Annotated in this window: 16 protein-coding genes and 1 pseudogene; 12 read left to right on the forward strand and 5 right to left on the reverse strand. The window is 72.5% G+C overall.

Going from position 1 to position 16675, the window contains the following annotated elements; translation table 11 throughout:
• Positions 1–597 (forward strand): annotated as a pseudogene (locus A6Q79_RS00610) (hypothetical protein); the annotation flags it as partial.
• Here the strand turns inward: A6Q79_RS00610 and A6Q79_RS00615 are convergent.
• The 3 genes from A6Q79_RS00615 to A6Q79_RS00625 all read right to left on the reverse strand — a co-directional run bounded on the left by A6Q79_RS00615 (position 573) and on the right by A6Q79_RS00625 (position 3267).
• Positions 573–1238 (reverse strand): allophanate hydrolase subunit 1, encoded by a 666-nt coding sequence (locus tag A6Q79_RS00615; RefSeq protein ID WP_286690410.1) that lies wholly within the window; start codon positions 1236–1238, stop codon positions 573–575. The pseudogene A6Q79_RS00610 and the gene A6Q79_RS00615 overlap by 25 nt on opposite strands.
• Complete coding sequence (locus A6Q79_RS00620) at positions 1235–1924, reverse strand: 5-oxoprolinase subunit PxpA (RefSeq protein WP_286690411.1); 690 nt, start codon at positions 1922–1924, stop codon at positions 1235–1237. The genes A6Q79_RS00615 and A6Q79_RS00620 overlap by 4 nt, the downstream gene beginning before the upstream one ends.
• 173 nt (positions 1925–2097) lie before the next feature.
• Positions 2098–3267, reverse strand: coding sequence for a class I SAM-dependent methyltransferase (locus A6Q79_RS00625; protein ID WP_286690412.1), 1170 nt, complete (start codon positions 3265–3267; stop codon positions 2098–2100).
• A gap of 236 nt (positions 3268–3503) precedes the next feature.
• Here A6Q79_RS00625 and groES point away from each other — a divergent pair, with 236 nt between their 5' ends.
• From groES to A6Q79_RS00650, 5 genes are all read left to right on the forward strand, one after another.
• A complete protein-coding gene (gene groES / locus A6Q79_RS00630) occupies positions 3504–3797 on the forward strand; it encodes a co-chaperone GroES (RefSeq protein ID WP_067854175.1) in 294 nt (97 codons plus the stop codon).
• A gap of 170 nt (positions 3798–3967) precedes the next feature.
• The gene (gene groL / locus A6Q79_RS00635) at positions 3968–5575 is read left to right on the forward strand and encodes a chaperonin GroEL (RefSeq protein WP_286690438.1); all 1608 of its coding nucleotides are present in this window, start codon (positions 3968–3970) and stop codon (positions 5573–5575) included.
• Positions 5576–5708: 133 nt separating this feature from the next.
• Positions 5709–6101, forward strand: a complete 393-nt coding sequence (locus A6Q79_RS00640) for an MmcQ/YjbR family DNA-binding protein (RefSeq protein WP_286690413.1) — start codon at positions 5709–5711, stop codon at positions 6099–6101.
• A 247-nt stretch (positions 6102–6348) separates the two neighbouring features.
• Entirely contained in the window at positions 6349–7278 is a 930-nt protein-coding gene (locus A6Q79_RS00645) for a diiron oxygenase (protein ID WP_067854184.1), read from the forward strand.
• Positions 7279–7285: 7 nt separating this feature from the next.
• On the forward strand, positions 7286–8899 hold the full coding sequence (locus A6Q79_RS00650; RefSeq protein WP_286690414.1) for an FAD-dependent oxidoreductase: 1614 nt from the start codon (positions 7286–7288) through the stop codon (positions 8897–8899).
• Positions 8900–8929: 30 nt separating this feature from the next.
• On the opposite strand, the gene A6Q79_RS00655 is transcribed toward A6Q79_RS00650, so the two are convergent.
• The gene (locus A6Q79_RS00655) at positions 8930–9385 is read right to left on the reverse strand and encodes a hypothetical protein (protein WP_286690415.1); all 456 of its coding nucleotides are present in this window, start codon (positions 9383–9385) and stop codon (positions 8930–8932) included.
• Positions 9386–9531: 146 nt separating this feature from the next.
• On the opposite strand from A6Q79_RS00655, the gene A6Q79_RS00660 reads away from it, so the two are divergent.
• From A6Q79_RS00660 to A6Q79_RS00675, 4 genes are read left to right on the forward strand one after another with little or no spacing between them, the layout of a single operon-like run.
• Positions 9532–10530, forward strand: coding sequence for an ABC transporter substrate-binding protein (locus tag A6Q79_RS00660; protein WP_286690416.1), 999 nt, complete (start codon positions 9532–9534; stop codon positions 10528–10530).
• On the forward strand, positions 10527–11510 hold the full coding sequence (locus A6Q79_RS00665; RefSeq protein WP_286690417.1) for an ABC transporter substrate-binding protein: 984 nt from the start codon (positions 10527–10529) through the stop codon (positions 11508–11510). The genes A6Q79_RS00660 and A6Q79_RS00665 overlap by 4 nt, the downstream gene beginning before the upstream one ends.
• Entirely contained in the window at positions 11507–12496 is a 990-nt protein-coding gene (locus A6Q79_RS00670) for an ABC transporter substrate-binding protein (RefSeq protein ID WP_286690418.1), read from the forward strand. Before A6Q79_RS00665 ends, A6Q79_RS00670 begins: the two co-directional genes overlap by 4 nt.
• A gap of 4 nt (positions 12497–12500) precedes the next feature.
• Entirely contained in the window at positions 12501–13229 is a 729-nt protein-coding gene (locus A6Q79_RS00675; protein ID WP_286690419.1) for a siderophore-interacting protein, read from the forward strand.
• A 13-nt stretch (positions 13230–13242) separates the two neighbouring features.
• Here A6Q79_RS00675 and A6Q79_RS00680 read toward each other — a convergent pair whose 3' ends face one another.
• Complete coding sequence (locus A6Q79_RS00680; RefSeq protein WP_286690420.1) at positions 13243–14415, reverse strand: low temperature requirement protein A; 1173 nt, start codon at positions 14413–14415, stop codon at positions 13243–13245.
• A gap of 165 nt (positions 14416–14580) precedes the next feature.
• Between A6Q79_RS00680 and guaB the strand changes: the two genes are divergently transcribed.
• Together guaB and A6Q79_RS00690 are read left to right on the forward strand one after the other, a co-directional pair.
• Positions 14581–16089 (forward strand): IMP dehydrogenase, encoded by a 1509-nt coding sequence (gene guaB / locus A6Q79_RS00685; RefSeq protein WP_286690421.1) that lies wholly within the window; start codon positions 14581–14583, stop codon positions 16087–16089.
• A 34-nt stretch (positions 16090–16123) separates the two neighbouring features.
• Positions 16124–16630, forward strand: a complete 507-nt coding sequence (locus A6Q79_RS00690; RefSeq protein WP_286690422.1) for an SRPBCC family protein — start codon at positions 16124–16126, stop codon at positions 16628–16630.
• Positions 16631–16675 lie beyond the last annotated feature (45 nt).

Raw genomic sequence — 16675 nt, forward strand, 5'->3', positions numbered from 1 at the left:
GGCATGCAGCGTGAGGGCGTGATGCGCGGCGTCACGGTCGACGGTACGCCGGTGGACCGCATCGTCTACGCACGGTTGGCGACCGACCGGCCGGTCGACGAGCCCGGCTCCTTCCGGGCGCTGCTCAACTCCTTCCTGCCCCGCAAGCGCGCCATCAGCCAGATGCTGGTGCGCGACACCAAGCAGCGGGTGCTGCTGTGCCAGCTGACCTACAAGACCGACTGGGACCTGCCCGGCGGCGGGGTCGAGGTCGGCCTGCGGGCCTACGTGGCCGTGGGCGGCGGCCTCGACGTGCCCCCGACACTCGGCTCGCGCAGCGCCGACGTGCTCGCCCGCCTCGGGCCAGCCGCCCTGGCCGACGGCGACGTCCTGGAGGTCGGGAGCCCGCGGGTGCCGCACGGCGGACCGCCCGTCCCGAGCCTCCTCACGCCCGGCGTCGCCGACGAGCGCCCGCGCCTGGTGCGTCGCGCGTCGGTCGAAGGCGCCGGAGGGCCCCACGCCTTGGCTCGCCAGGCCGGGTCGGCCGTCGTCCTCGACGAGCGTGAGCGGGCCCGCCGAGATCACTGTCAGGCTCACGACGCCTCTCCACCCCGCTGACCGTGACGATGTGGCCCCGGATCGGTGTCGTCGGGGGCCGGAACGTCACGGTCAGCGACGGTGAAGCGCACGGTGTCGCCCGGCGCGAGGAGGGCGGCGGGCGTGCGTGCGAGGTCGAAGAGAGTCACGTCGGTGGTGCCGAGCAGCTGCCACCCCCCGGGGGACGCGCGGGGGTAGATGCCGCTGAACTCCCCGGCGAGACCGACGGCGCCCGCCGGGACGCTGGCGCGGGGCGTCGCGCGACGTGGCACGACGAGGCGGGGGTCGCCGCCCACCAGGTAGGCGAAGCCGGGCGCGAACCCGCCGAACGCGACCGTCCAGGGCGTGCCGGTGTGCGCGGCCACCACCGCGTCCTCGTCGAGACCGGTGCGCTGCGCGACGTCGGCGAGGTCGGGGCCGTCGTAGCGGACCGGCACGACGTGCTCGCGGGCGTCGGGTGGGGCGACGTCGTCCGCCGGCGGGGTGCTCCTGGCCAGCGTGCGCAGGGTCGCGGGGTGGCCGCGGAGCAGCACGGTGCGCGCGCCGAGCACCGCCTCCGTCACGTCGGGGTGGTCGACGAGCGCCGCGTGGCGCCGGCGGGCGTCGTCGAGGTCGGCGCAGTCGAGCAGGACCGCGTCGTCCCCGCACGCCAGCACCCTCATGCGAAGGGCGTGACGTGGTGCCCGGCGTCGGCCAGCGCGGCACGCACCGCACGCGCGAGGTCGAGGGCGCCGGGGGAGTCGCCGTGCACGCAGAGCGAGTCGACCTGCGGGGCGAGGCGCAGCGCCTGGGCGGCGACCGCGTCGACGTCGGTGAGCACGGCGCCCGGCTCGGAGCGCGGCATCAGGAGCCCGTCGGGCGTGTAGGCACGGTCGGCGAAGCCCTCGGCGACGACCTGCAGCCCGTCGGCGGCGGCCAGGCGGAGACTCGCGGCGCCCGGCAGGCCGAGCAACGGGAGGCCGTACGGCGCCACCGCCTCGACGACCGCCGCCGCCTGCTGCTCGTCGTGCACGACGGTGTTGTAGAGCGCGCCGTGCGGCTTGACGTAGGCCACGCGCGCGCCCACGGCGTCGGCGACCTCGGCGAGCAGGTCGAGCTGCTCGCGCAGGGTCGCGACGAGCTCGTCGTCGGTCGGCTCCTGCGGTCGTCGGCCGAACCCCTCGCGGTCGGGGTAGCCGACCTGTGCGCCCACGACGACCCCCCGCTCGACGGCACGCTCGCACGCGTCGAGCATGAGCTCCTCGCCCCCCGCGTAGGCCCCGCAGCAGACGTTCGCGCTCGTGACCACGTCGAGGAGGGCGAGGTCGTCCGGCGACTCGGCGACGTCGGCGTTCAGGTCGATGCGCACGCCCCCACCCTAGGCCCGCCCGCCCCACCCCCACGCCGTGAGCACGGTTGCGTGGGGCCCCACGCAAACGTGCGGATCAGGCGCATGTTTGCGGTGGGGCGAGCCGGTTTACGTGGGGCCCCACGCAAACGGTCCTGTGCTGCGGGGTCCGCGCGGGCCCTGCGCGACGACGGTCAGCGGGGGAGGGGGTCGACGAGGAGGGCGACGGCCTTGTCGTCCACGCGCGTCAGCACGACCGTGGCGCGCTGCGAGCCCTTCAGGCGCAGGCGGCGCACGAGCACCTCGGGCACGACGTCGACGCCGCGCTTCTTCACGGTCAGGGTGCCGACGTCGCGCGCGACCAAGGCGGCCTTCAGCTGCTTCTCGCGGAACGGCAGCTCCGCCACGACGCGGAACGATCGGGCCAGCGGGTGCCGCACCTCGACGTCGGTCGTCACCCACGCGATCCGCGGGTCGACCAGCTGCCCGTCGAGCTCCTCGGCCAGCGCCCCCACCAGGCCGGAGCGGATCACCGCGTCGTCGGGCTCGTGGAGCCAGCCGCCGAGCTCGCCGACGTCACCGGGCGCGCCGTCGCCGGTCAGCTCGTGCGGGCCGGGCAGTGCCGACGCCCGCCGCGGCGCGCGGTCGGTCAGGTCGAGCCCCGCACCCCACAGGCACGCCTCGACGAGGTCGCCCCCGTCGCTGACCCACTCCGCCTCCACGCCGTCGGGGACGAGCGCGTGCGGGATCCCCGGCAGCGTCTTCACCACGGCGCGCCCCGACAGGTGCTCCTCGACCACCGACCACGGCGGACTCATCGCCTCCGGGTCGAACACCCGCCCACGGTCGTCGCGACGGGCGGGGTCGAGGAACACCACCTCCGACGCGGTCGGCACGACGTCGGCCGCGTCGGCGCACACCACCTCACCCTCGAGCCCGAGCGCACGCAGGTTCGCCGAGGCGATCGCAGCACGCACCGGGTCGCGGTCGACACCGCGCACCCGCAGCCCGGCCCGCGCGAACGCGACGAGGTCGGACCCGATGCCGCAGCCGAGGTCGAGCACCGCGGACGCCCCCGACGCAGCCAGACGCTCGGCGCGCAGCGTCGCGACCGTGCCACGCGTCGCCTGCTGCAGCGCGTCGTGCGTGAAGAACATGGCGGCCGCGTCGTCGCCCAGCTTGGCCCGCGCCAGCCCCCGCAGGTGGTTCTGCGTCACCGCCGCCGCCACCAGCTCCACGTCGTGCACCTTGCGCAGCCGCGTGCCGAGCGCGAGATCGGACTCCCGGCCCGCGCCCTCGTGCACCTCCGCCACCAGCGCCCGACCCTCGTCGGTCTGCAGCCGCTCGAACGTCACCAGGTCCACGACGCCATCGTGGCAGGCGGGGCATCCCGCCGCCCACGGCCCGGCACCCCCGCCGGGCTCGACGACGCGTGTCCGCCGCCCGCGAACACCCCTTAGCACTCGAGAGGGGTGAGTGCTAGATTCTGAACTGGCACTCGAACCCTGAGACTGCCAACCCGTGCACGGCCCCCGCGACGGCGTGCACACCCATCACGTACATCCGTCACTCACCACATCGTTGAAGGGGAGGTCGACCAGTGTCGGTCACCATCAAGCCGCTCGAGGATCGTCTCGTCATCAAGGCCGTCGAGGCCGAGCAGACCACCGCCTCCGGGCTCGTCATCCCGGACACCGCCAAGGAGAAGCCCCAGGAGGGCGAGGTCGTCGCGGTCGGCCCCGGCCGCATCGACGACTCCGGCAACCGCGTCCCGCTCGACGTCAACGTCGGCGACAAGGTCATCTTCAGCAAGTACGGGGGAACCGAGGTCAAGTACTCGGGCGAGGAGTTCCTCATCCTCTCCGCCCGCGACGTCCTCGCCGTCGTCTCCTGACGCACCTGGGCTCCCGACCGGCGGCGTTGCTGCTCGCTCGACGACCAAGAACGGGTCGCCGTCGCTCACGCGCCTTGCCGGTCGGGCCCCATGCGCGTCAGGACCGTGCTGACGCGCCACCTCCGGCTCCCGCCGGACACCACCATTCAGTCGTTTCGTAGGAAGGCATCATCATGCCCAAGATCCTCGAGTTCGACGAGGACGCACGCCGCGCGCTCGAGCGCGGCGTCGACGCCCTCGCGAACACCGTCAAGGTCACCCTCGGCCCCAAGGGCCGCTACGTCGTGCTCGACAAGAAGTGGGGCGCCCCCACCATCACGAACGACGGCGTCACCGTCGCCCGTGAGGTCGAGCTCGACGACCCGTTCGAGAACCTCGGCGCCCAGCTCGCCAAGGAGGTCGCCACCAAGACGAACGACGTCGCCGGTGACGGCACCACCACGGCCACCGTGCTCGCCCAGGCGATGGTCCACGAGGGCCTGCGCGCCGTCGCCGCCGGCGCCAACCCGGTCGGCCTCAAGAAGGGCATCGAGGCCGCCGTCAAGGCCGTCTCCGAGCGCCTGCACGAGGTCGCCCGCGACGTCGACGACATCAAGGACATGACCGACGTCGCCACCGTCTCCTCGCGCGACGCGCACATCGGCGAGCTCATCGCCGAGGCGTTCGACAAGGTCGGCAAGGACGGCGTCATCACCGTCGAGGAGTCCAACTCCCTCGGCACGCAGCTCGACTTCACCGAGGGCATGCAGTTCGACAAGGGCTACCTGTCGCCCTACATGGTCACCGACACCGAGCGCATGGAGTCCGTCCTCGACGACCCCTACGTGCTCGTCAACCAGGGCAAGATCAGCTCGGTCGCCGAGCTGCTCCCGCTGCTGGAGAAGGTCATCGCGGCCAACAAGAGCCTGTTCATCATCGCCGAGGACGTCGAGGGCGAGGCGCTCTCGACCCTGGTCGTCAACAAGATCCGCGGCACGTTCACCTCGGTCGCCGTCAAGGCGCCCGCGTTCGGCGACCGCCGCAAGGCGATGCTCCAGGACATCGCGACCCTCACCGGCGCGACCGTCGTCACCCCCGACGTCGGCCTCAAGCTCGACCAGGTCGGCCTCGAGGTGCTCGGCACCGCCCGACGCGTGGTCGTCACCAAGGACGACACGACGATCATCGACGGCGGCGGCGACGCTGCCGAGGTCGAGGGCCGCGTCAACCAGATCAAGGCCGAGATCGAGCTCACCGACTCCGACTGGGACCGCGAGAAGCTGCAGGAGCGGCTCGCGAAGCTGGCCGGCGGCGTGTGCGTCATCCAGGTCGGCGCCGCCACCGAGGTGGAGCTGAAGGAGAAGAAGCACCGCATCGAGGACGCCGTCTCGGCGACCCGCGCGGCCATCGAGGAGGGCATCGTCGCCGGCGGCGGCTCCGCCCTCGTCCACGCCGTGTCCGTGCTCGACGACGACCTCGGCCTCACCGGCGACGAGGGTGTCGGCGTGCGCATCGTGCGCATCGGCGCCGACGCCCCGCTGGAGTGGATCGCCCGCAACGGCGGCGTCTCCGGCGAGGTCGTCGTGTCCAAGGTCCGCGAGAGCGGCGAGGGCTACAACGCCGCCACCGGCGAGTACGGCGACCTGCTCGCGCAGGGCATCCTCGACCCGGTCAAGGTCACGCGCTCCGCGCTGGCCAACGCCGCGTCGATCACCGCCATGCTGCTCACGACCGAGACGCTCGTGGCCGACAAGCCCGCCGACGACGAGGGTGACGCCCACGCCGGGCACAGCCATTGAGTCAGCCGCACCACGACCGAGGCCCGTCGTCCCCCCGGGACGGCGGGCCTCGTCGCGTCCTGGGGTGGGGGAGAGGGGTCGACGAGGCTCGGCGAGGGTTGACGGGCCGACCGCCCCGCACGACGCTGGACCCGTGCCCACCCTCGCCGACGTCGAGCGTCTGTGCACCGCCCTGCCGTCGGTGAGCGAGGGCACCACGTTCCGCAACCGCGCCTGGTTCGTGGACAAGGCGGTGTTCTGCTGGGTGCGGCCCTTCACGCAGGCCGACCTGCGACGCCTCGGCGACGCTCGCGTGCCCCAGGGCGACATCGTCGGCCTGCGCACCGAGGACCTCGCCGAGCGCGACGCCATCCTCGGCGAGGGCGCGCCCGGCCTGTTCACCATCGAGCACCTAACCCACCACCCCGGCTACCTCGTCGAGCTCGACGTCGTCGACCCCGCACGGCTCGCGGCGGCCGTCGAGGACGCCTGGCTCGCCCGCGCCCCCGCCCCGCTCGCCCGCACCTTCCTCGACGCCCAGCGCTGACCCGCAGTCCGCAGATTCCCAGGTCGACCTGGGAATCTCCCGCGAGGCACGGACATCTCAGCGGCGCACGGAAAGCTCTCCGTGCTGATCGCGGATTCCCAGGTCCACCTGGGAATCCTCGACGAGGCGCGGGGACGAACGGCGGGTGACGTGTGTCTCTTGCGCTTCCGCCACCCCGGGCATACCGTGGGTACGGATGTGACACTCCCGATGTCACATCATCGCTGTCGAGTCGAGGAGTCCCACCATGACGATCACCGCACCCAGCCCGGAGCAGGACGCCGCCGCCTTCCGCGCCGAGGTCGAGCGCGACGGTGTGCTCGAGCGTCTGCTCTCCTCGTCGGCCCAGCTCTCGTACGACCCCGAGAAGGAGGTCGACTGGGACGCCCCGCTCGACCCGCTGCACGACGGCGTGAACCCGGAGTGGTGCACGCTGTACGGCACCGACATCTGGGAGCGCATGAGCCCGGAGCAGCGCGCGACCCTCACGCGTCACGAGGCCGCCAGCGTCGCGAGCATCGGCATCTGGTTCGAGATGCTGCTCCAGCAGATGCTCCTCGTCGACATCTACGACAAGGACTACGCGAGCAGCGAGTTCCAGTTCGCGCTGACCGAGATCGCCGACGAGTGCCGCCACTCGATCATGTTCGCCAAGGGTGCGCAGCTGATCGCCGGCCGCTCCTACCTGCCGCACCCGCGTCTGCACCAGGCGGCCAAGCTGCTCAAGCTGACCGCGCGCAACGAGGTGGCCTACACCTCCATCCTCGTCGCCGAGGAGGTCCTCGACGTCATGCAGCGCGACTGGATGCGCGGTGCGTCGGTCGCCCCGCAGGTCAAGACGATCTGCAAGATCCACGTGGTCGAGGAGTCGCGCCACATGAAGTTCGCGCGTCACGAGACCATCGAGGCGATGCGCGGCATCTCCGAGGTGCGGCGCAAGGCCAGCGCGCTGCAGATCGCCAGCGTCGGCTACTTCATCGTCAAGAGCCTGGTGCAGCCCGACGTGTACGCCGAGGCCGGTCTCGACGTGAAGGAGGCCGTCGCGGCGGCCAAGAACAACGAGCACCACCATGCGCTCATGCGCCTGTCGTGCGTCCACCTCATGGACTTCCTGTCCGAGGCGGGCCTGCTGACGCCTGCGGCCAAGCGGCTCTACCGCCGCGTCCACATGCTCTGATCCGCCCATGCCCTTCGCGATCACCCAGAGCTGCTGCTCCGACGCGTCCTGCGTCGAGGTCTGCCCCGTCGACTGCATCCACCCGACCCCGGGCGAGCCCGACTTCGGCCACACGGACATCCTCTACGTCGACGCGCGCGCCTGCATCGACTGCGGCGCGTGCGCCGACGCCTGCCCCGCCTCGGCCATCAAGCCGATCGAGATCCTCCGCGGAGGCGAGGAGGTCTTCGCCGAGCTCAACGCCGCCTACTACGCCGAGCGCCCCGACCGAGCGGTCGCGAAGGAGCAGACGCACGCCCGGGTGCGCCCCGGCGTCCCCACCGGCCTGCGCGTGGCGGTCGTCGGCACAGGTCCGGCAGCCACCTACGCCGCCCGCGAGCTGCTCGCCGCGACCGACGCCGACGTCTCCTTCGTCGACCGTCTGCCGGTGCCCGGCGGTCTGCTCCGCGCGGGCGTGGCCCCCGACCACGGCGAGACCAAGCGGGTCGGCGACACGTTCTCCTGGACGTACGAGCACCCGCGCACCTCGCTGTTCATGAACGTCGAGGTCGGCCGCCACGTCAGCCACGCCGAGCTGCTCGAGCACCACGACGCCGTCGTCTACGGGATCGGCGCGCCCGAGGACCGTCGGCTCGGCATCGAGGGCGAGGACCTCGACGGCGTGCACGGCTCCACCGAGACCGTCTCCTGGTACAACGGCGACCCCGAGGTCCCCGGCGACGCGATCCGCGTCGACGGCGCGCGCGTGTTCGTCGTCGGCAACGGCAACGTTGCGCTCGACATCGCCCGCATCCTGCTGAGCGACCCCGAGCGGCTCGCCGGCACGGAGATCGCCGACCACGCCCTCGAGGCCATCCGGCGCGGCGACGTGCGCGAGGTCGTCCTCCTCGGCCGCCGTGGACCGGAGGAGTCGGCGTTCACGCGTCCGGAGCTGCTCACCCTGCCCGACGGCATCGAGCTCGTCGTCGAGGACGACGCCGCCACCGTCGCCACGCTCGACGCTGCTGCGCCCGGATCGAAGGCGGCGCTGCTCGCCGACCGTCGCCGGGTGCGCAGTGACTGGTCGAGCGAGCCGGGCCCCGGTCGCCGGCTCGTGCTCGCCTTCGGTCGACGCGTCGTCGCCGCGCACGGCGACGCGACCCTCGCGTCGGTGACCGTGTCCGGACCCGACGGCGAGGTCGAGGCGCCCACCCGCCTGCTCGTCAGCTCCATCGGGCGCCGCGGCCGCCCCGTGCCGGGCCTGCCGTTCGACGCCGAGCGCGGCATCATCCCGAACGCCGACGGACGCGTCGTCGACCCGGCCACGGGCGAGGCCGTCCCCGGCGCCTACGTGGTCGGCTGGGCGAAGCGCGGGTCGACGGGCGGCATCGGCGCGAACCGCATCTGCGCCGGAGAGACCGTCACGACCCTGCTGGCCGACGCCGCGGAGCACCGACTGCCCCGCCCTGCCCGGTCGGGACGCGCGTTCGCCCGGCTCCTGCGCAAGCGTCAGCCCGACCTCGTCCAGGCCCCGGGGGTGCGCGCCATCGAGCGCCACGAGGTCGACGCCGGCCGCGCGTCCGGACGCCCGCGGGTCAAGCTGGTGACGGTCGAGGAGCTCCTCGCGGCTGGCCGACGCTGATCCCTTCGGGCCTGGAGCGCCGGTGGAGGGTCATGCGACGACCGCCTCGAGACGCTCGAGCGTCCGCTCGAGCGCGGTCACGGGGACGGCGGGGAAGCCCCCGACCCTGCGGTGGATCTCGGGGTCGTCGACGTCGGACCAGTCGTAGGTGAGCGACACCAGGCTTCCCGCGGCCGTCGCGTCGACGCGCCACCGCCACTCCCAGCCCGGCGGGGTGCCGTCGACCGGTCCGGTGCGCCAGGCCACCTCGACGTCGCGCAGGAAACGTGTGACGAGGTTGTCGGTGCGGTAGTCGCCGGCGCGCGGGTGGTGGACGTGCATCCGGAACACCTGTCCGACGGCGGTGACGGGGGAGGCGCCGTCGTCGGCGCGCACCATGTCCGAGCCGTCGATCTCGGGGTGGCGCCGCGGGTCGGCGAGCAGGCCGAACACCACCGAGGGCGAGGCGGTGACCTCGCGCGAGACGACGACGCTGCTGCGGTCCACGTCCCCATCGTGCGCCCGATGGGGACCGCTGTCGAGCATCGACCGTCCGGCGGCCGACACCCCGACCTCACGGGTGGTCCACCTCACGTCGGTCGCCTGGGACATCCCTTGCTCAGGTAAGGCTGACCTAGGTTAGGCTCCCCTCCATGATCCGACGCACGTTCACGCCCCGACGCCTCGCCGCAGCCGTCGCCGTGGCCCTCGCCCTCCCCCTCGCCGCCTGCGGCTCGTCCTCCGACGACGCCTCCTCCGACCAGGCCTGGACCTACACCGACGACCTCGGCACCAAGCTCGAGCTCGGCAAGGCGCCCGAGCGGATCGTCGCGCAGTCGTCGGTCGCCGCGGCCCTCACCGACCTCGGCCTCGGCGACAAGATCGTCGGCGTCTTCGGCCCGGTGAAGAACGCCGACGGCGACGTCGACAGCCAGGCCGCCGGCCTCGACGTCGACTCCGTCGAGGACGTGACCGGCGAGGGCGAGTACGGCGACATCGACCTCGAGAAGATGGCCGGCCTCAAGCCCGACCTCATCGTCACCAGCTCCTACGTCGAGCCCGACCTCTGGTACATCAACAAGGACGCGCAGACCAAGCTCGACAAGCAGTACCAGACGCTCGTCATCAGCTTCGACGGCAAGACGCTGCCGCAGATCATCGAGTCGACCGAGAAGGCCGCGAAGGCCCTCGGCGCGTCCGACGACGCCGGCGAGAAGGGCCAGGAGGCCTTCGACGCCGCCAAGCAGCGCCTGACCGACGTGGCCGAGGGGGCGAAGCCGTCCATCCTGGCCGTGTCCTACTCCCCGGACCTGTTCTACGTCTCCAACCCCGACGTCAGCCCCGACCTCAAGTACTACCGCGACGAGATCGGCCTGGACATCGTGACGCCGAAGAATCCCGACGAGGGTGGCTACTTCGAGTCCCTGAGCTGGGAGAAGGCCGACACGTATGACGCGGACATCGCCTACTGGGACGACCGCATCGGCAGCGCCGGCCTCGCCGCGCTGAAGAAGGAGCCGGTCTGGGGCAAGACCACGGCCGCCAAGAACGACGCCTACATCCCATGGACGTCCGTGGCGCCGCCGTCGGCCCAGGCCTACGCCGACGTCTTCGACCGCTTCGCCGACGGCCTGGAGAAGTACACCCGATGAGACGCCCGCTGCAGGCCGCGCTGACGGCCGTCGCGCTGCTCCTGGCGACGGCCTGCAGCGGCGGCTCGTCCGACGGGTCCGAGGAGGGCTGGTCCTTCACGGACGACATGGGCACGAGGATCAGCCTCGACGCGGTGCCCGAGCGGATCGTCGCCTACAAGGGTGTCGCTGCCGCGCTCGCCGACATGGGGCTCGGCGACCGTGTCGTCGGCGTCTTCGGCGAGCCGACGAACCCCGACCCCGACCTCGGGCTGCAGTCGCCCGAGCTCGACGTCAGCACGCTGCCCGACGTCACGGGCGGCGAGTACGGTGCGGTCGAGCTCGAGGAGCTGGCCGCTCTCGAGCCCGACCTGATCGTGACCACCACCTACGGCTCCGGCGACTACTGGTACCTCTCGCCCGACGTCGCGAAGCGGCTGGGCGGCACCTACGACCTCGCCGCGATCAACCTCGAGAAGGAGACCGTCGACGGGGTGATCGAGAACAGCGAGCGCCTCGCCCTCGCCCTCGGTGCCGACGAGGCCGACTTCGAGGCGGGCCACGCCGCCCTGGCGAAGGCCGGCGACCTCGTCCGCAGCGCCGCGAGCACGGCGGGTGACCCGACGATCATCGCCACGTCGACGACACCGGAGCTGCTCTACGTCGCCAACCCGCCCGCGTACGCGGACCTGACCTACCTGTCCGACGAGATCGGCCTCGACGTGGTGCGTCCGGCGGAAAAGGACCTCGACGAAGGCGACTACTGGGACTCCGTCAGCTGGGAGCAGGCGGACGCCTACGACGCCGACGTCGCCCTGTGGGACACCCGTGGGGGCGACAAGAACCTCGAGGCCCTCGAGCAGCAGCCGGTGTGGAACAAGGTCCGGGCGGCGCAGGACGGGGCCTACCTGCCCTGGCGGTTCGAGGTCGCGCCGAGCGCGCAGGGCTACGCGACGATGCTCGAGCTGTTCGCCGGCGACCTGCAGAAGCTGGGGTCGTGAACGCGCTGCGCCATGTCGCGTCCCTTGCGGCAGCCGTGCTGGTCGTCGCCGGGTGCGGCGCCGGTCCAGGCGGCGAGGCCCCGGACGCCTGGACGTTCACGGACGACCTCGGCACGAGGATCTCGCTCGACGCGGTGCCGCGGCGCATCGCGGCCAGCAAGGACGTCGCCGCCGCCCTCGCCGACATGGGCCTCGGCGACCGGGTGGTCGCGGTCTTCGGCAAGCCCGACAACCCGGACCCCGACCTCGGGCTGCAGTCGCCCGACCTCGACCTCTCCTCCGTCCCCGACGTGACCGGTGCCGAGGAGTCGGGGACGCTCGACGTCGAGGCGCTGGCGACCGCGCGCCCCGACCTCGTCGTGACGACCCACTACGTCGGCGACGCGCTCTCGTTCATCGATCCCGACACCCGGGCACGCGTCGAGAAGGCCTACCCGATCGCCGCCGTGACCTACGAGGGCGAGACGGTCGAGGGGATCGTCGACAACGCCGCGCGGCTCGGGACGGCCCTCGGGGCCGACCCGGCCGGCTTCGAGGACGACCACGCCGCACTGGTCGCGGCGAGCGACCGGCTCCGCGCCGCCGCACGAGCGGCGGGCGACCCCACCCTCGTCGCGACGTCGACGACGCCCGACCTGCTCTACGTTGCGAACCCCGCGGCCTACGGCGACCTGCGGTACCTGCGCGAGGAGGTCGGCCTCGACGTCGTGGTGCCCGACGAGCGAGACCTCGACGAGGGCGTCTACTGGGACGCCCTGAGCTGGGAGAACGCCGACACCTACGACGTCGACGTCGCGCTGTGGGACACCCGCGGCGGTCGCCAGCACCTGGAGCGGCTGCAGGACCAGCCCATCTGGGGCCGGACCACGGCGGCGCGCGACGACGCCTACCTGCCGTGGAGGTTCGAGGTGGCGCCGAGCGCGCGCGGCTACGCCGACGTGCTCGACGCCTACGCCGACGACCTGCGATCCCTGGCGAGGAGCTGATCCCATGGCCCGCACCCCGACCCTGCTCGCGAGCTACGTCGAGTCACAGGCCCACGACGCCGTGGTGCGTGCCAACGACCTGCTCTCGCCCGGGCTGCGCCGGCTCGTCCTCGCCAGCACCGACTTCCACGGCGCGACGATCGAGCCGTGCGACGTCACCGCGTTCCGGGTGGCTCGCAACGCGTTCCGGCACTACACCCCGGCCCGCGTCGTCGACGACGCCCTGACGATCGTCGTCCAGCGTCACGACCACCCGGGCCCGACTCCCGGCCACGACCTCCTCGAGCGGTGGGTGCCGGGCGACGCGGTCAAGGTGTGCCGGTGGTCGTCGGCGCGGGCGTTCACCTGGGCGCTCGGCGGGGACCGGCCCGTCGTGCTGCTCGGTGACGCGACCGTCATCAGCCTCGCGCTGTGCATGGCCGACCGCGCGGCGCGCGAGGGTCGCGAGCTGCTGACCGTGCTGGAGGTGCCCGGACCCGACGTCGCCGCCACGCAGGCGCTCCTGCCCGACGCCACCGTCCTGCCCGCCCTCGAGGTCCCGGGCGCCGTGGTCGACGCCTGGCTGCGCGCGAACGTCGAGGCGCTGCGTCTGCTGGACGCCCCCGTCGCCTACCTGGCCGGCAACGGGCCGGCGATCCAACGCCAGCGGACCCTGCTGCGCGACGTCGTGGGCCTGGACCGCCGGGCCGTCCGCACGCAGCCCTACTGGGCCGAGGGCAAGGTCGGCCTGTAGAGGTCTCCGCCCGTCAACCGTGCGCGGACGTCGTCGGCGACCGGACCACCAGCACGGCGACCACGAGCGCCAGCACCACCGAGGTCAGCGCGAACGGGATCGGCAGCACCGGGTCGAGCAGCACCAGCAGCGCCCCGACCGGGACGACGGTGTTGACGACGGCGTCGGCGTTGTCGCGCAGCGTGATCCACCAGATCCCGAGCACGAAGAGGGCGACGGGGACGGTCACCGTGAACGCCGCCGCGACGTCGGTGAGCTCGGAGTGGTCGGTGAGCACGTCGATCTCGACCTCGATGCCCGCCGAGAGCGCGCCCGCCGCGGCGAACACGACGTAGTGGACGTAGCCGTAGCGCAGCGAGCTCGCGAGCGACGTGATCGCCCGGTGGTGCGGCGGCCAGAAGTAGATCCACCAGAGCGCCGCGGTGGTCACGAAGGCGAGCAGCGCCACCGACAGCAGCGGGACGAGCGCGGTGTCGTCGTGCAGGGCCTCGAGCACGGCGTTCGCCGACCCGAGCAGGCTCTCGCCGAGCAGGATCAGGGTGAAGAGCCCGTAGCGCTCCGTCACGTGGTGCGGGTGCCACGGCGTCGTCTCCCGCCGTTCGGCCACCACCGGCACGGCCAGCTCGGCGAGCAGCAGCACCACGAACGCGACCGGCACCGCGGCACCCGGCAGCACCAGCACCGCGATCCAGAGCACCTGCACCAGGGAGATGCCCGCGGCATAGGTCAGGCACGTGCGGCGCGTGGTCTCGTCGGCGCGCGCGGCACGCAGCCACTGGGCGACCATCGCGACGCGCATGATGACGTACCCGACGATGACCAGGCGCAGGTCGTCGTCCTCGAAGACCGGCTGGACGCCCGCGGCCAGCACGAGCACGCCGGCCATCTGCACGAACGTGAGCACCCGGTAGAGCCAGTCGTCGACCGCGAAGGACGTGGCGAACCAGGTGAAGTTCATCCAGGCCCACCAGATGGCGAAGAACACCATCGCGTAGGAGACGAGGCCGTCGACCACGTGGTCCTCGGTGAGCTGGTGGTGCAGCTGCACCGAGGCCACGCTCACGGCGACGACGAACACGAGGTCGAAGAACAGCTCGAGCGTGCTGGCGACGCGCCCGTCCTCGTCCGGGTCGCGCGGCCGCATCGGCAGCAGGCGCAGGCGCGAGGGTGCGGTGCTCGTGCTCATGGGTCCTCCCGACGGTCCCCGGTGGTCCGGACCTGGCCATCCTGCCAGCGTCGGGGTGGGCCCGTCAGCCGCTCAGCGGTGGGGTGGGGCGTCGGGCAGGGGCGAGCGTCGGACGTCACCCTCCACGCGGTCGGGACCCCTGGCGGGCGGTCGTAGGATAGGTGCATGGAGCAGGGCATCCCCGACAAGTTCGCCAGTCTCGGTCTCACGTACGACGACGTCCTGCTGCTGCCGGGCGAGACCGACGTCGTGCCCAGCGAGGTCGACACCACCGCACGCCTCACGCGCGACCTGACGCTGCGCATCCCGCTGCTGTCGAGCGCGATGGACACCGTCACGGAGTCGCGCATGGCCATCGCCATGGCCCGCGAGGGCGGCATCGGCATCCTGCACCGCAACCTCTCGATCGAGGACCAGAGCTACCAGGTCGACCTGGTGAAGCGCACCCAGACCGGCATCATCCCCAACCCGGTCACCATCGGCCCGAAGGCCACCCTCGAGGAGCTCGACGGGCTCTGCGGCGAGTACCGCGTCTCCGGCCTGCCCGTCGTCGACCCCGACGACCGGCTCATCGGCATCATCACCAACCGCGACCTGCGCTTCACGCCCGTCGCGGAGTGGGCCAGCACGCTCGTCGGCGACGTCATGACGCCCATGCCGCTCGTCACCGGCCCGGTCGGCATCAGCCGCGAGGACGCCTCCGCCCTGCTGCGCCAGCACAAGCGCGAGCGGCTCCCGATCGTCGACGACGAGGGACGCCTCGCCGGGCTCATCACCGTCAAGGACTTCGTGAAGTCCGAGCAGTTCCCGCTCGCCAGCAAGGACGGCGAGGGCCGCCTGCTCGTCGGCGCCGCCGTCGGCTTCTTCGGCGACTCGTGGGACCGCGCCAACGCCCTCCGTGAGGCCGGTGTCGACGTGCTCGTCGTCGACACCGCCCACGGGCACGCACGCCTCCTGCTCGACATGATCCGCCGCATCAAGGCCGACAAGAACTTCGCCGACATCCAGGTCGTCGGCGGCAACGTCGCCACGCGCGCCGGGTCGCAGGCGCTCGTCGACGCCGGTGTCGACGCGGTCAAGGTCGGCGTCGGACCGGGCTCCATCTGCACCACCCGCGTCGTCGCCGGCGTCGGCGTCCCGCAGGTCTCCGCCGTCTACGAGGCCTCGCTCGCCGCGAAGCCCGCCGGCATCCCCGTCATCGCCGACGGCGGCCTGCAGTACTCCGGCGACATCGCCAAGGCCCTCGTGGCCGGTGCCGACACCGTCATGGTCGGCTCGCTGCTCGCCGGCTGCGAGGAGAGCCCCGGCGACCTCATCTTCATGAACGGCAAGCAGTACAAGACCTACCGGGGCATGGGCTCGATCGGCGCCATGGCCTCGCGCGGCAAGAAGTCCTACTCCAAGGACCGCTACTTCCAGGCCGACGTCGTCAGCGACGACAAGATCGTCCCCGAGGGCATCGAGGGCCAGGTGGCCTACCGCGGCCCGCTCGGTGCCGTCGCGCACCAGCTCGTCGGCGGCCTGCACCAGTCGATGTTCTACGTCGGCTCGCGCACGATCCCCGAGCTGCAGGAGCTCGGCCGCTTCGTGCGGATCACGTCGGCGGGCCTGAAGGAGAGCCACCCGCACGACATCCAGATGACGGTCGAGGCGCCCAACTACGCCGGACGCTGAGCGCGTCCGAGACGGGTTGGTCCGGGGCGCGCCGGTGCTGGGTGAGCGCTGGGGCGTCACCGATGCCGAGACGCGCCTCGCCTTCGGCTGCGACGCCGTGCTGCCAGCGGCACCGATGCAGGCGTGGAGGGGGGTCACCGTCGACGCCCCGCTCGACGTCGTCTGGGCCTGGGTGCGTCAGCTGAGGCTCGCGCCCTACTCCTACGACTGGGTCGACAACCTCGGCCGGCGCTCGCCCCGCGTCCGATCCGAGGTGCCCGAACCGGTCGCCGGTGACCACTTCATGCACGCCATGGGCCGCGACGTCGGCACCGTCGTCGCCGTCGAGCCGGGTCGAGAGCTGACCGCGCGGATCGGCCCGTCGCTCATGAGCTACCGCGTCGAGCCGCTGCCCGACGGGCGCACCCGCCTGCTCCTCAAGCTCGTCTCGCGCGGCGCGCGGCCCCTCACCGACCTGCTGTGCCTCGGCGACCTGCCGATGGCCCGTCGCCAGCTCCTCACCCTGCGCGACCTCGCCGAGGCCGAGGCGCGCACGGGCTGAGGGCCTGCGACGAGACCTACTCCGGGCGGTCGAACACGTGGCGCG

The sequence above is a fragment of the Aeromicrobium sp. REDSEA-S32_B7 genome (assembly GCF_001626145.1).
GTDB lineage: Bacteria > Actinomycetota > Actinomycetes > Propionibacteriales > Nocardioidaceae > Aeromicrobium > Aeromicrobium erythreum.